This is a genomic window from Symploca atlantica LB2515, assembly GCF_052546295.1.
This window is the reverse complement of record NZ_JBQWMT010000001.1, coordinates 2,030,635-2,045,000: the sequence shown is the minus strand read 5'-3', so window position 1 is coordinate 2,045,000 and position 14,366 is coordinate 2,030,635. Positions and strand designations below refer to the sequence as shown.

Sequence of the window (14,366 nt, the reverse complement as noted above, 5' to 3'; positions counted from 1 at the left end):
AAAATTCCCTCCCCAACTTCCAGGATAGAAACATCAAAAGTCCCCCCTCCCAAGTCGAATACCAGGATCGTCTGACGTTCTTGTCGATCCAAACCATACGCCAAAGAAGCGGCAGTTGGTTCATTGAGAATACGCAAAACCTCTAAACCAGCAATTCGCCCAGCATCTCGCGTTGCTTGCCGTTGAGAATCATTAAAATAAGCAGGAACCGTGATCACTGCCCCTGTCACCGGCTCTCCTAAATAGCGACTTACTTCATCCGCTAACTTGCGCAGCACCATCGCTGAAATCTCTTCGGGAGCAAATTCCTTTTTCAAGCGAGGACACCTAATTTTTAGGTTGCCATCTTCATCTCGGCGAATGGTGTAGGGTACTCGCTTGGACTCTGGACTCACTTCAGAATATTTGCGCCCGATAAACCGCTTAACTCCATAAAAAGTATTCTGAGGGTTAAGTACCGCTTGGCGGCGTGCCATCTGCCCAACTAGCAGTTCCCCATCCTTACTGAAGCCAACCACTGAAGGTGTCGTCCGCATTCCTTCTGCATTGGCAATTACAACCGGCTTGCCGCCCTCCATGACCGCTACCACAGAGTTTGTTGTACCCAGGTCAATGCCGACTACCTTGCCCATGCGTGCTTTTATCTCCTCTCGCTTTTGGTGCTGACTTGGTCACTGCTGACAATTGGTTATTTGCGACCGGATATTTGCCAAATATAACCACAAATAAGCCTTCACTGTCAGCTGCTGTGATTTGTGCATTGAAGTGCTGAACCTATTGTATCTAACGGGGTAGAGTTTGAGATAAGCACAACATTAGCTTGCAAAAGGCCGCGGCAATTGACCAAAGGGCAAGATGGCTGTTCTTTATCCTCTTCTGGGAGCATCTTATCTCCATCTCAAGCTCAAGTATCTTTTGCTGGAGGTAGATACCAACCAATAAAATAGGCAGTTTTCAGAACTAATCTGAGAGTTCTATATTTATTTTGGTAAAAATGCCAATAAATCATCGCCTTTACCAAACTAGCTACCAACATTTGCTAATGTCAATTAATTCACTTTTCGTCAACCTTAAAATCCAACGTTTTAACAAAAAACATAATAAGATATTCTGGAAATTGTTTGAGACTTAATTAAAAAGCAACTTTGCTCCTTTGAAAATAACTTAGATAAGTAGCTTTCCTGATAGTGAATAAGGACGGTTCCAGCATAGCTGAATAAACAGTTACTTTGCTCCTGTAGCTGTAATTTATCTTTAGAGCCTAGTGCAATGCTAGGATCACATTTGCCGAATCTGGTTAAGTATAAATGGCAGAAACACTTTTATTCAATGCTCTACGCGAAGCCGTTGATGAAGAAATGGCACGTGATCAAGTTGTATTTGTTCTCGGTGAGGATGTCGGTCACTACGGCGGTTCCTATAAAGTCACTAAAGGTTTATACGAAAAATACGGCGAACTGAGGGTTCTTGACACTCCCATTGCCGAAAATAGCTTCACGGGGATGGCTGTCGGTGCTGCAATGACCGGTTTGCGGCCAATCATCGAAGGTATGAATATGGGATTTTTACTCCTTGCCTTCAACCAAATTGCCAACAACGCAGGGATGTTACGCTACACTTCCGGCGGCAACTTCAAAATTCCCTTGGTAATTCGAGGGCCTGGTGGTGTAGGACGTCAACTAGGTGCCGAACACTCCCAGAGACTAGAAGCCTACTTCCAGGCAGTACCAGGTCTAAAAATAGTTGCCTGCTCAACACCCTACAACGCCAAAGGCTTGCTCAAATCAGCCATCCGTGATGATAATCCCGTTTTGTTCTTTGAACATGTCCTACTCTACAACCTCAAAGAAGACCTACCAGAAGAAGAGTACCTACTACCCCTCGACAAAGCAGAAGTAGTAAGAACAGGCAAAGATGTGACCATCCTCACCTACTCGCGGATGCGCCACCATGTGATGCAAGCAACGAGTCAGTTGGAAAAAGAGGGGTTCGACCCAGAGGTAATTGACCTAATCTCCCTCAAACCTCTAGACTTTGACACTATTGGCGCTTCTATTAGCAAAACCCACCGGGTAATTATTGTTGAAGAATGTATGAAAACTGGTGGCATAGCTGCCGAATTGACGGCATCGATTAATGAAAGATTATTTGATGAACTAGACGCACCAGTGCTGCGACTGTCTTCTCAGGATATACCCACGCCTTACAACGGCACTCTGGAAAACTTAACGATTGTGCAGCCCCAGAAAATTGTCGAGGGTGTAAAGAAGATGATGGAACTGCGGGTGTAATCTTTCCCTTCAGCAACCACTACCCCAGCTAAAGCAAAAATTTAGCTGGGGTTTGCCAACAATTTAGCAGCTTGCCCAAATAAAAAATGAACGAATTTTTGATAAAAAAGTAGCAATATCAAGTCTCAAAGACCAGCAAAGCTTTCCCCTGCCAGCCTCTAGATTTACGAAATTACTAAAAAGTAAATATTTAGCCAAAAGCAGTATAAAAAAATGTAAAGTAAGAAACAAATCAGCAATTTGTGACTAAATACCGCTTACAAGAGTTAGATATATAAACAATTCAGAGCCTTGGGATTTCATTCATGCAACGACAACGTTTATTACTAGCCTTAATTCTAGTCCTCGTGATTGCTGCAATCACAGTACTAGTAAAGATTCCCATACGTTTAGGACTAGATTTGCAAGGAGGTGCACAACTAACAGTTCAGATTAAGACTACAGAAGATATTAAAACAGTTACAGAGCAGCAACTAGAAGCAGTTCAAAGCGTTATCGAGCGTCGAGTCAACGGACTCGGAGTATCAGAATCAGTAGTACAAAGTGTTGGCAAAGATCAAATTTTGGTGCAGTTACCCGGTGTCAATGACCCCAAAGAAGCTGAACGAGTACTAGGAGGCACCGCTCAGTTAGACTTCCGCCGCGAACTTAGCAAACCAGAGATCAAAGTTCAACTAAATATTCGACAACAAGAACTGGTTCAATTATTAGCAAAGCAACAATTAGAACCTCAAGGAGAGCGCTCAGAAAGTATTCCTATCTCGGCTGAGATCGAGGAAAAAAAAGCGGAAATTGCCGAGCTGAATAACGCTCTTTATGAAAGTACCCCTCTAACCGGCAAAAACCTCAGAAATGCTCGTGCAGAACTAGATTCAGGAGGCAACAGTTGGAGTGTAGGACTTAGCTTCGATAGCCGTGGCGCCGAACTGTTTGCTGAGCTCACTAAAAGCATCGCTGGTACTGGACGTACCCTCGGTATTTTCTTGGATAACGAACTAATCAGCTCACCAATAGTTGATGCTAGGTATGCCCAAGATGGTATTAGTGGCGGAAGTGCCGAAATCAACGGCAACTTTACAGCACCGCAAGCCAGAGAATTAGCTCTTCAACTCGAGGGTGGTGCCTTACCGTTGCCCGTGGAAATTGTAGAGAATCGTACTGTAGGGGCAACTCTTGGTCAAGACAGCATCCAAAGCAGTATTTATGCAGCGATTGGCGGTCTGATTTTAGTACTAATTTTTATGATTTTCTACTACCGACTCCCAGGTGTGATTGCCGATGTTGCTCTAGTAATTTACGCCTTGCTGACAGTAGCAGCCTTTGCCCTACTAGGTGTAACCTTAACCCTACCCGGAATTGCTGGTTTTATCCTAAGCATCGGCATGGCAGTTGATGCTAATGTACTAATCTTTGAACGAACACGAGAAGAACTAAGAGCCGGGAAGAGCTTGTATCGCTCGGTTGAATCGGGCTTTTATCGAGCATTTTCTAGCATTTTGGACTCTAACGTGACAACATTAATTGCTTGCAGCGTACTTTTTTGGTTAGGCTCTGGTTTAGTAAAAGGCTTTGCGCTAACCTTGGCAATCGGGGTAGCCGTGAGTATGTTTACCGCCCTTACTTGCAGCCGTACCTTAATGCTATTAACAGTTTTGGGATTTCCCAGAGTTCGCCAGAGGCCGGAACTTTTTTGTCCTAATCTACCGGCATCAGCTAAATCATAGGCGGAGGGGTCAACATGAAACTAAACATAATCAAACAGCGCTCAGTTTGGTGGGGTATTTCTACGGCGATTATCCTTGCCGGCATTTTATCAATGGTGATTTCCACCATACAGCTAGGCTCCCCATTACGTCTGGGTCTGGATTTTGTCGGCGGTACACGGCTGCAAATTGAACGAGACTGTAACCAACCCGGAAACTGCGACAAACCAGTTGATTTGTCTGCTGTTCGAGAAGTGATGACAGCACAAGGTCTGGGTAACAGTAGTATCCAACTCTTAGGGCAAAACCAGCAAGCACTGACAATTCGGACAAAAACCCTAGATGTTGAGCAACGCACCCAATTACAAAATGCTCTTTCCGATCGCTTAGGCGCTTTTGATCCTCAAGCCACCCAAATTGATACTGTTGGCCCAGCTTTGGGACAGCAGTTATTTACTTCTGGCTTACTGGCTTTGCTCCTCTCTTTTGTCGGTATTTTCATCTATCTCTCTTTCCGCTTTCAGTTAGACTATGCCTTCTTTGCCTTTATTGCCCTATTCCACGACGTTTTTATCACCCTGGGGATTTTCTCCATCTTAGGTTTGGTGCTAGGAGTAGAGGTCAATAGTTTATTTGTGGTGGCTCTGTTGACGATTATTGGCTTCTCAGTCAACGATACCGTGGTAATTTATGACCGAGTGCGGGAGGTAATTAGTCTCAACCCAGAAGAGCATATTGACCAAGTTGTAGACGATGCCGTAAATCAAACTCTGGCACGCTCAATCAATACAACTCTGACTACGCTGCTAACTTTGACCTCAATCTTTATCTTTGGGGGAGAAACCCTGAAGTACTTTTCCTTAGCACTAATTATTGGCTTTGCCGCTGGTGCTTATTCGAGTATTTTTATTGCCAGTACGCTGTTAGCTTGGTGGAGAGAAAAAAACGGCAAAGCTCAGGCATTACCAGTCGTAGAAGCTGAGTTCTCCGACGAAACCTAACAAAAGGTTACTCTGTAACTAATGAATCAGCAAGACGCTCCCAAACCTGAAACAACGAAGGCAGAGCTTGACCCCATCTTCAAGGCGCAGGTAAAACGGTTACACCAGCTCAATGTCTATGGTCGATGGTTACTTGTGAGCATCCTGTGGATAACTCTTGGTCCTTTAAGTGTTTGGGGTTGGCGTTATGAAATTTCTCTGTTGCGATCGCATTTTACTTGGGCAGCAGTCAGGTATGGCATTCTCTACAACCGTTTGCCAGTCATGGGTATGGTCATTTGTGTTGCCATGACTACCTCTGTCCTAGTTTGGCAGAGTCGCAATATTTTATGGGGAATGCCCCCTGCTGAACAAAAGCTTCTAGAGCAACAGGTACAGCGAATTAGTCAACAAGGGTCCAGTCACCCTCTATGGAAGTGGGTTTGTAAATCTTGAGAGCCAGAAACTGCCCTATTTGCCACTTAGGCAATTAGCCACGGTAGCCAGATTGCTAAACTAAGTAAACTAGCAAACAGCACAGGCACAGTTAGCATCAAAGCAAACCGAAAGTACTGATACCAGCCGAGGTGGAATCCTTGACGCTTCAAGACTTGGAAGCACAACAGAGTCGAAAGACTGCCAATTGGTGTGACTTTAGCTCCAATACTGCAACCAATCACATTAGCGTATACCATCAACTCTTGCAGGGCTGCATTAATCCCAGTTAGCTCTTGAATCGCCTGGGCATTAATCAAGATCGCGAAAATATTGTTGAGTACACCAGATAGCAAAGTCGCTAGAAAACCGATACCAGCAGCAGCAATAGTCAATCCCCAGCCAGAAAATATCTCCAACCACTGGCGGCAGAGATGACTCACACCTACATAGTCCCAAGCGATGGTGATTAAAGGCATCGCCAATATCAACAACATCAATTGCCAGGGTGCTTCACGCCAAAGCTGGCGGAGAGAAATTATTGGGGTGGTACGTTTAGCAAACCAACGCCCCGCCAGTGCTAGCATGAGCAAAACACCAAGAGCAGTAATTAAGGAAATCGGTACGCCTAGAGGTTCAGCCCAATAGCAGCCAATTAGCAGTAATCCTAGAACGACAAAGCTCCATTGACAGATCAGAGGATCACGAATCGCACTAGCTGGTAGAGGCAACAGATCTCGATTATAGATACGTGGGATATCTCGGTCAAAGTAGAAGCAAAGAACCGCTAAACTGCTAATGATCGCCACACAACTCACCGGAACCATCACCATGGTGTAGCGCAGCCAGGAAATATGGAAATAGTCAACAGAGATAAGATTAACCAGATTGCTAATCGGTAGAGACAAACTAGCAGTATCGGCAATAAAACTAGTAGCAAAGACAAATACCAACGTTGCTTGGGAACTAAAGCCAAGTGCCAAGAGCATTTCCATCACAACGGCACTCCAGAATAAGGCTGTGGTGAAATTGCTCAAAAAAACTGTGATTAACGCCCCGAATAATACTACTAGCAAAAAAAGTAGACGCCCGTTACCAAAACCCCAGTAAGCCAGATGAAGCCCTAGCCAACGGAAAAAACCCGCTTGCTCCAAGACGTGGGAAATAATGACCAGGGAAATGAGGGTAATAGTAGAGTTGGGGATAATTGCTGCAATAGTCACCGCCTCCGGCGCCTGAGTCGTTGGGTGAAGTTGGCTGTCTTGCCATCAGGGACGATTCTTGAGCCATATTTTTTAGCATAAACTTGGGTAAATTCGGCACCGAATAAGAAAATTTGAGACGAATAGTAAACCCAAGCCAAAAGTACCATCAGAGAACCAGCAGCACCGTAGGTAGAACCGAGACTACCTGTTCCCAGATACCACCCCAACAACCAATTACCGATAGTGAAGAACAAAGCAGTGATGATCGCTCCCATCCATACATCTCTCCAGGCAATTTTGGCGTCCGGCAAAAACTTATAAATTATCGCAAATAATAGAATGATCAAGCTAAACGAGAGGGCATAGTTAAGAATCTGCCAGAGGAAGCCGAAACCAGGAAGCAAAGCGCTTTGATATTTGCTCAATACTGAAAGAAAAGCACTCAAAGCCATAAACACAAGTAGAAAGATGCCGATACTCAGCACCATGAGAAAGGAAAGCAGGCGTTTAGTGATAAAATTCTTAATTCCTGCTCCCGACTTAGGCTGGACATTCCAAACAGTGTTCAGGGCATCTTGGAGCTGAGCAAATACCCCAGAAGCACCAAATAAGAGAACCCCAATACTAATCAGAGAAGCAACACTACTGATATCGGGTTGATTAGCATTATCTAGCGCACTTTGGATTAATTCTGCGGCACTAGTACCTACTACTCCCTGAATTTGGCCAACAATTTCCCCTCTAGCTGCGGCTTTGCCAAAAATTAAACCAGCAGTTGCGATCGCAATTACCAGCAGTGGTGCCAAGGAAAAAACCGTATAGTAAGCTAACGCCGCTGCTAGCCTAGAGGCTTTATCCTTCTGCCATTCTTGAAACGTTTCTTTGAGCAGTTTGAAAATAATCTTGGGATTGATCACAAAAACTCGCACTCCGGTAGTATTTTTCCAGTTTCAGCCTCGCCCTCGCCCATTCCGTCCTTATTTTGCCCTAGTGACTTCAGGAAGGAATTCGGCGTGCTCATCGAGGATGATTCTCGAACCATACCTTATAGCCTAAACCTGGGTAAATTCTGCCCCAAAAATCTGAGCTGAATAATTTGTTTACATTTTTGCTCCCTCAAAGGAAGTATCTTTTAACTTTGCTTTGGAAAAGTCAGTACATCCAATTTTGGCGCGAGTGAAGGTAGCATTCGTTAAATCAGCTCCCTTAAAACTTGTACACTCAGTAGCAAACAATACGATAAATGATAGGATTGCCGTAAAAGCTAGCAATGGCAGAAGACTATCATTCATCAAGAATACCAATATTATAAAAGTAACTGTTACTCCAGAGGTAGCTACAATCAGTGCTTTTTTTACGAGAAGTTGCTTAGGAGTTATTTTAAATAGAAAAATTCCTAGGAAAAACCCTAAAAGAGATATAATCCAACCAACTATCCAATTAGATTCAGGCATTGATGTGTTGAATCCTAGTTCGCGGTAAAGACCGCTTTTATAAAGAAAACTAAATACATTAAACAGGTATTTTCGACTAAATAGCACTAATAGAAAAGTAACTATAGTAGCTGGAGTCCCTCCCCAAACTGAGGTATTGATCAAACTTATTTTAATAGGAATATTTTGCATAAGAGGCTTAAGTGTGATTAAAATTTTGTACAAAAGTAACGCACCTAAAAAGATGGTAATTGTTAATAACCAATAATCTACATCAGCAATAGGTCTTATCGTAGGCATTATTTTTGTTAAGAAATATTTTAGGGTATTTCCTCCTTCTAAGAATGAGAAGGAGGGGTTGGATGAAGAGAAAGCGGAGATCACATTTGCCATATCATTTGAAATACCGAACAAAAAGAATGTTAAAGTCATTAAGCCGACTTCTATAAAAAAAATCAGTTTTGGTACTCGCATCCCACAGATAGCATGACTGAAGTTAGCATTTCTAAGAATTGCCTTACGAAAGTTTGCACCTCGGATATCTATATAGCTGAAGTCGGCTCCTGACAAATCTTGTCTCTTAAATGAGTGTCCTCGGAAATCCTTGTCAAGGAAGTTATCAGACATACATGTAAAAAGCTGAGTGTGTTCTACTCAGTTATGGCATAGGTGACGAAGGCGAAAATCAGGTAGTATCACAAGTGGGAGTTGGCTTCACCTTGACGGGAATTTTGCCATTGCTCCTCAACAAAGCTCGCTAAGCCTTATCCTAGAAAGTCTGATTGATTTGATACTTTTTTATGCCTGTAATTAGCCGCCCCCCCGCAGTAAGTGCATTTCCGCTCACAGCTGTTGTGGGGCAAGAGGCGATTAAACTTGCTCTATTGTTGGCAGCGATTGACCCTGGACTAGGGGGTGTAGCGATCGCTGGACGTCGTGGCACAGCTAAATCCGTGATGGCCAGAGCGCTTTATACCCTGCTACCACCAATTGAAGTAGTCAAAGATTCTCTATCTAACTGTGACCCAACCAAGCCCCAAGAATGGGATGACCAGACCAAAGCCCTGTATAGTACAACCGATAACCTGCCCACGGAGGTAATTCCGGCTCCCTTCGTACAAATTCCCCTGGGAGTTACCGAAGACCGACTGCTAGGTTCAGTGGATGTGGAAAAGTCCGTAAAACAGGGAGAAGCCGTATTTCAACCAGGGTTATTAGCGCAAGCACATCGGGGTGTCCTGTATGTGGATGAGATTAACCTGCTTGATGACCAAATCGCTAACCAATTGCTGACGGTTCTTACTGAAGGTTACAACCAAGTTGAACGAGAAGGTCTCAGTTTTCAGCATCCCTGCAAGCCACTGTTAATTGCCACCTACAACCCAGAAGAAGGGCCGCTGCGGGAGCATTTACTGGACAGGATTGCCATTACTCTCTCTGCTGACGGTATCTTGAGCTTAGATCAACGAGTGCAGGCAGTAGACCAAGTAATCTCCTACGCCAGCTCTACTGAGCAGTTCTTGGAACAGTATGAAGAAGGAATCGACGCTCTCAAGACGGAGATTGTCTTAGCCAGAGAGTGGCTCAAAGAAGTTAGTGTTACCTCAGAACAAATTACCTACCTGGTCAACGAAGCAATTCGAGGCGGCGTACAAGGACATCGGGCCGAGCTATTTGCTCTGAGGGTTGCCAAAGCCGCAGCCGCTCTAGAGGGGCGTCAGAAGGTAATCGCTGAGGACTTGCGCCGTGCAGTGGAATTGGTGATTGTGCCTCGCTCCACAATTGTCGAGACGCCGCCAGAAGAACCACCGCCACCACCGCCACCACCGCCGCAAGAGCCATCCCAGGAAGAGCAAGAGGAACAAGAAGAGGAAGAAGACCAAGAGGAACAGGAAGAAAAGGAGGAGCAGGAAGAAAAAGAACAAGAACCCCCTAGCATCCCAGAAGAGTTTGTCTTTGACCCAGAGGGCATTTTACTGGATCCCAGCGTCCTCTATTTTGCCCAGATGGCACAACGCCAAGGTAAGTCGGGTGCCCGTAGCATCATCTTCTCTGACGACAGAGGCCGCTATGTCAAGCCAATGTTACCCAAGGGCAAAGTCAAACGCATTGCCGTAGATGCCACCCTCAGAGCCGCTGCTCCCTACCAGAAGGCACGCAGAGAGCGAAACCCCGGTCGCCGAGTAATTGTCGAGCAGGGGGATTTACGATCTAAGCGGTTAGCCAGAAGAGCTGGTGCTTTGGTAGTTTTTGTGGTGGATGCTTCTGGTTCAATGGCACTCAACCGGATGCAGTCGGCAAAGGGTGCTGTCATGCAGCTATTAACAGAGGCTTATCAAAATCGTGACCAAGTATCGCTGATTCCCTTCCGGGGAGAACAGGCCGAAGTCCTCTTACCGCCAACCCGTTCCATTGCCTTAGCGCGCCGACGTTTGGAGCGATTGCCTTGCGGTGGTGGCTCACCTCTGGCCCATGGCTTGACTCAAGCTGTGAGAGTGGGGACAAATGCTCAGATGTCGGGGGATATTGGTCAAGTGGTGATTGTCGCTATTACCGATGGACGGGGTAACATTCCCCTAGCGCGCTCTTTGGGTGAGCCATTGCCAGAAGGAGAGAAGCCCGATATTAAGGGGGAATTGTTGGAGATTGCTGGTCGAATTCGGGCGATGGGAATTCAGTTGTTAGTGATTGATACAGAAAATAAGTTTGTTTCTACTGGTTTTGCCAAAGAATTGGCTAAGCAAGCAGGTGGCAAGTATTATCACTTACCAAAGGCAACTGATCAAGCGATCGCAGCCATGACCAAAAATGCGATTGCAGATATTAAATCTCGCTAAGCCTCAACGTTTGCGAAATTCGATAACTTTTTCCTTAATCGCAATATCGTAACCCTGAAAAAAGTCTTGCCCCAGTAAGCCAATTGGCATGCTGGGGGGGGCGACGGTTACTTCCACTTTTCTTTTGAGGCGACTATCAACTTCCATTGATGGCACAAAGGTAATCGGTAATTCCAAGCGAGCTCCATCAGCAACTGTAATCTGCTTGGTTCCGACAGTTTGCAATTGCAAGGTATAAGCAGCAGAGGTAGTGACTAGAGTCCCGCTAGCGCCTGTATCAAAAACCATATCAAATTTATGCTTGCCATTAAAAGTGACTTCAACTACAGGGATGCCAGCTAGCCGCGCTTTCACTGGGACAGAGAAAAACTTGGGACTCGTGTCTCCCTGCTTGGGTTTTTCTGGCACGGGGGTGGCTTTTTCTTGAGCAACCGCTAGATGACGCTTATATTCGGTAAGCTTTGCTTTAGCTTTGGCAGAATTTGCGCTAGAGGTTGGCACTACTTTTAATAAATTAATTGCCTCTTGCCAGCGATTAGCTACTAAACTCCAATCATCTCTAGATACAGCCGATTCACTGATGGTAATTGCCCCCGAAGCAGCCGCGATCGCATCTTGATAAGTATCCTTTTTAGGCGTTGCGGTTACTGGCGAGGCAGTTGGCTGAGGCGCAGGGGTAGCCGAAGGAGAGGGAGAAGGAAAAGCTACAGTAGTCTTGGTTGAGTCATTGCCAGGAATGGCAGGTTCAGTACTCTGACAGGCAGTATTGCTTAAAGCCAAAATGCCTGATAAAACGACCAGAGCACCAGTTTGTCGATCAGGTTTCCACATAATTATAATCTATAGTTATTTTTATACTTCGGCAATAAAAGTAGTCAGAGGTTATTCCAGTATTGTAAAAAAAATTAATCGCGATACTGATAAAGCTGCATCCTACTTCTATAAGATTTAGCTACAAACTCAGGAGGCAACATTCCGGATTTTTACCAAGATTTTCTGCTAAAAATCTAATCTAAAGCTACTCTTGTTCGCCTCAAATTTAAGAAAAACAATATAAATTACTCAGCAAATAATTACTCTGCTGCTACACTCAGCTCTATAGGGAAAGTTTGAGGTTTAACTTGTCTTTGCTGTAAGTAATCGAACCCCAAAATTTTACCTATGTCAAAGCAGGTAAAACTCTACTATTCTTTATTCCCAGACTAGTTATTGTAAAGATTTGTAACAAGATTCCTGAAATCTGCATAAAATGCTAGTACTCAAACTGATGAATATCTAGTGACCAAATAACCTAACCTTTGCAATATATCAACTCATTAGATTTGGATGATAATTTGATTAGCTATTTATGGGGTTTTAGTACAACTTTTTTTTCAAAAAAAAATAGGGAATAATAGTCCTAGATGGATTGTAAACAGTGTACATTGTATTTCTTGTTGATCCGTGATTAATATTGATCAGCAATCATTTAGGATAGCTAAATTAATTATCAGAGTGCTCTTGCTGCTTTTCTAGAACCAATAAGTACCCCGGTGGGTAATATACAGAGTCTTCTTCTGTTGCTGACAATAGAAAAAAAGGGGAGTGAAGCTATGTTATCAAAAACACCAGAACAAACGATGCATCGTATCCGTTGGATACTGGTAATTGGCTGGTTAGTATTAATTTTTTCTTTATTTTATGACCCAGTTTCACAGCATCTGACCGATCCTAATAACTTATTTAGCCCATTTCGCGATTACATCATCACCCGTGAACCCTGCGTTGAGGTACAAAACGTTTGCCTTCCCCAAAGAACCTATCCCATGGGTGCGAGAATTTTTTGGGGTATGGTAGTTCCCAGCGCCATCATGATTGTTCTAGTATTCGGTCATGAAACCTGGCGGCGTATTTGTCCTCTCTATTTTCTCTCTCAAATTCCACGGGCATTGGGATTACAACCGAAACTTAACATCGAAAAAAATCACTGGCTAGTTCAAAACCATCTATATCTGCAATTCGCCATTTTCTTTTTCGGTTTGAACAGCAGGATTCTATTTATTAACTCCGATCGCCTAGTTCTCGGTCTATTTCTCATTCTCACCATTGTCTCAGCAATCATGATGGTTTTCTTCTACGGTGGTAGAAGTTGGTGTCATTATGTATGTCCCTTTGGCATGGTGCAGACAGTCTTTACCGGGCCAAGAGGACTCTTGGGCAGTGAAGCCCATAAAGCACCACCCAAGAGTATTACTCAGTCAATGTGCCGCACCGTGGATCAAACTACAGGTCAAGAAAAAAGCGCCTGTATCAACTGCAAATCTCCTTGTCTGGATATAGACTCCGAAAAAGCTTACTGGAACCAACTAACTAAACCTGGTCGCAAATTAGTCCAGTACGGTTACTTAGGACTAGTCATCGGTTACTTCGTCTACTACGGATTATATGCAGGTAATTTCGATTACTACCTATCCGGTGCTTGGACTCACGAAGCTAATCAGTTGGGAAATCTTTTCAAGCCAGGTTTTTACCTCTTTAATCAGGCAATACCTATCCCTAAACTGGTAGCCGTTCCCCTAACATTTTCTTTCTTTATCGGCATGAGTTGCCTAATTTGCACCAAGCTAGAAAAAGCTTACAAAGCGGCGATGAGAAAGAAAGACCCCTCAATTAGTCACGAGCAGGTATTGCACAGAGCATTCTCAATTTGCACCTTTTTAGCCTTCAATATCTTCTTCATTTATGGAGGGCGTCCAGAGATTCTTCGCTTACCTATATCCTGGCAATTCTTGTTTCAAGCTGTTGTTGCCCTAGTGAGTAGCATCTGGCTTTATCAAACCTGGGGTCGCAGTTCTGAACAGTACACCAAAGAAAGCTTAGTTGATAAATTGCGTCGTCAACTGAACAAGCTGTCCCTTGATTTCTCGCAGTTTCTTGATGGTCGTTCTGTCGAACAACTTAAACCCGACGAAGTGTACGTTCTTGCCAAAACCCTACCTGGTGCTACCCGACAAAACCGCTTGCAAATCTACAAAGGCGTTTTGAGAGAAGCCATACAAGCTGGACATGTCAACTCCGCTAGCAGTTTGGACGTTCTCAAGCAAATGCGTCAGGAACTCGACATCAGTGAAGAACAGCATTATCAAGTTTTAGCAGAACTTGGCAGTGAAAAAGAGAACTTTCATCTCTTTTATCCAGACACTCCGCAGGCTTCACACAATCTACGCACACAACTCAGAGGTTCCCAGTCAGCAGACACCTCCCACAACCAGACACAGCCAAAACGCCCTCAGCAAACAGACACTTCCCGCAACCGAACACAACCAAGAGCCCCCCAGACGGCAGAAAACTCCTCCAATCAGACACAGCTAAGACGACTGACAAACATCGGACAACGGCTTACACAACTAAGACGTAACGGAACTAATGGAAGCAACAAATAAACCCGCGATTATTTAATGCCGATTTCATAAAAATTACCCAGATAGTCTGATTTTAAGTAA

General features: G+C 44.3%; 11 protein-coding genes (1 of these 11 running past the window's edge). 6 read left to right on the top strand and 5 right to left on the bottom strand.

Features of this window, described 5'->3' with window-relative positions; translation table 11 throughout:
- Window positions 1–632, bottom strand: partial view of a molecular chaperone DnaK gene (gene dnaK / locus ACT7WV_RS08635; protein ID WP_445102518.1) — the start only. 1,378 nt of this gene lie to the left of the window's left edge; 632 of the gene's 2,010 nt are visible here — the first part of the coding sequence; the start codon lies at window positions 630–632; its stop codon lies off the left edge, out of view.
- 675 nt (window positions 633–1,307) lie between these two features.
- Here dnaK and ACT7WV_RS08630 point away from each other — a divergent pair.
- The 4 genes from ACT7WV_RS08630 (at window position 1,308) to ACT7WV_RS08615 (ending at window position 5,430) form a co-directional block, all read left to right on the top strand.
- The gene (locus ACT7WV_RS08630; protein ID WP_445102517.1) at window positions 1,308–2,291 is read left to right on the top strand and encodes an alpha-ketoacid dehydrogenase subunit beta; all 984 of its coding nucleotides are present in this window, start codon (window positions 1,308–1,310) and stop codon (window positions 2,289–2,291) included.
- Between the two features lie 305 nt (window positions 2,292–2,596).
- Entirely contained in the window at window positions 2,597–4,015 is a 1,419-nt protein-coding gene (gene secD, locus ACT7WV_RS08625; protein ID WP_445102516.1) for a protein translocase subunit SecD, read from the top strand.
- 14 nt (window positions 4,016–4,029) lie between these two features.
- A complete protein-coding gene (gene secF / locus ACT7WV_RS08620; protein WP_445102515.1) occupies window positions 4,030–4,995 on the top strand; it encodes a protein translocase subunit SecF in 966 nt (321 codons plus the stop codon).
- A 21-nt stretch (window positions 4,996–5,016) separates the two neighbouring features.
- Window positions 5,017–5,430: a hypothetical protein gene (locus ACT7WV_RS08615; RefSeq protein ID WP_445102514.1), complete on the top strand. Its 414-nt coding sequence runs from the start codon at window positions 5,017–5,019 to the stop codon at window positions 5,428–5,430.
- Window positions 5,431–5,456: 26 nt separating this feature from the next.
- On the opposite strand, the gene ACT7WV_RS08610 is transcribed toward ACT7WV_RS08615, so the two are convergent.
- The 3 genes from ACT7WV_RS08610 to ACT7WV_RS08600 all read right to left on the bottom strand — a co-directional run bounded on the left by ACT7WV_RS08610 (window position 5,457) and on the right by ACT7WV_RS08600 (window position 8,674).
- Window positions 5,457–6,632 carry an ArsB/NhaD family transporter gene (locus ACT7WV_RS08610; RefSeq protein WP_445102513.1) on the bottom strand — a complete coding sequence of 392 codons (1,176 nt, stop codon included), beginning with the start codon at window positions 6,630–6,632 and terminating at the stop codon, window positions 5,457–5,459.
- Window positions 6,629–7,528, bottom strand: a complete 900-nt coding sequence (locus ACT7WV_RS08605; RefSeq protein WP_463424234.1) for a YihY/virulence factor BrkB family protein — start codon at window positions 7,526–7,528, stop codon at window positions 6,629–6,631. The genes ACT7WV_RS08610 and ACT7WV_RS08605 overlap by 4 nt, the downstream gene beginning before the upstream one ends.
- Before the next feature lie 186 nt (window positions 7,529–7,714).
- On the bottom strand, window positions 7,715–8,674 hold the full coding sequence (locus tag ACT7WV_RS08600) for a pentapeptide repeat-containing protein (protein WP_445102511.1): 960 nt from the start codon (window positions 8,672–8,674) through the stop codon (window positions 7,715–7,717).
- Between the two features lie 173 nt (window positions 8,675–8,847).
- Here ACT7WV_RS08600 and bchD point away from each other — a divergent pair, with 173 nt between their 5' ends.
- Window positions 8,848–10,884, top strand: a complete 2,037-nt coding sequence (bchD, locus tag ACT7WV_RS08595) for a magnesium chelatase ATPase subunit D (protein WP_445102510.1) — start codon at window positions 8,848–8,850, stop codon at window positions 10,882–10,884.
- Between the two features lie 3 nt (window positions 10,885–10,887).
- Here the strand turns inward: bchD and ACT7WV_RS08590 are convergent, their stop codons facing one another.
- Window positions 10,888–11,715, bottom strand: coding sequence for a retropepsin-like aspartic protease family protein (locus tag ACT7WV_RS08590; RefSeq protein WP_445102509.1), 828 nt, complete (start codon window positions 11,713–11,715; stop codon window positions 10,888–10,890).
- A gap of 761 nt (window positions 11,716–12,476) precedes the next feature.
- Between ACT7WV_RS08590 and ACT7WV_RS08585 the strand changes: the two genes are divergently transcribed.
- Window positions 12,477–14,306, top strand: a complete 1,830-nt coding sequence (locus tag ACT7WV_RS08585; protein ID WP_445102508.1) for a 4Fe-4S binding protein — start codon at window positions 12,477–12,479, stop codon at window positions 14,304–14,306.
- Window positions 14,307–14,366 lie beyond the last annotated feature (60 nt).

Excerpts from the sequence above, each read along its gene's own strand:
- bchD (WP_445102510.1), top strand. The coding sequence starts at position 8,848 with ATGCCTGTAATTAGCCGCCCCCCCGCAGTAAGTGCATTTCCGCTCACA.
- ACT7WV_RS08615 (WP_445102514.1), top strand. The coding sequence starts at position 5,017 with ATGAATCAGCAAGACGCTCCCAAACCTGAAACAACGAAGGCAGAGCTT.
- secD (WP_445102516.1), top strand. The coding sequence starts at position 2,597 with ATGCAACGACAACGTTTATTACTAGCCTTAATTCTAGTCCTCGTGATT.
- ACT7WV_RS08585 (WP_445102508.1), top strand. The coding sequence starts at position 12,477 with ATGTTATCAAAAACACCAGAACAAACGATGCATCGTATCCGTTGGATA.
- ACT7WV_RS08630 (WP_445102517.1), top strand. The coding sequence starts at position 1,308 with ATGGCAGAAACACTTTTATTCAATGCTCTACGCGAAGCCGTTGATGAA.
- ACT7WV_RS08600 (WP_445102511.1), bottom strand. The coding sequence starts at position 8,674 with ATGTCTGATAACTTCCTTGACAAGGATTTCCGAGGACACTCATTTAAG.
- secF (WP_445102515.1), top strand. The coding sequence starts at position 4,030 with ATGAAACTAAACATAATCAAACAGCGCTCAGTTTGGTGGGGTATTTCT.
- ACT7WV_RS08590 (WP_445102509.1), bottom strand. The coding sequence starts at position 11,715 with ATGTGGAAACCTGATCGACAAACTGGTGCTCTGGTCGTTTTATCAGGC.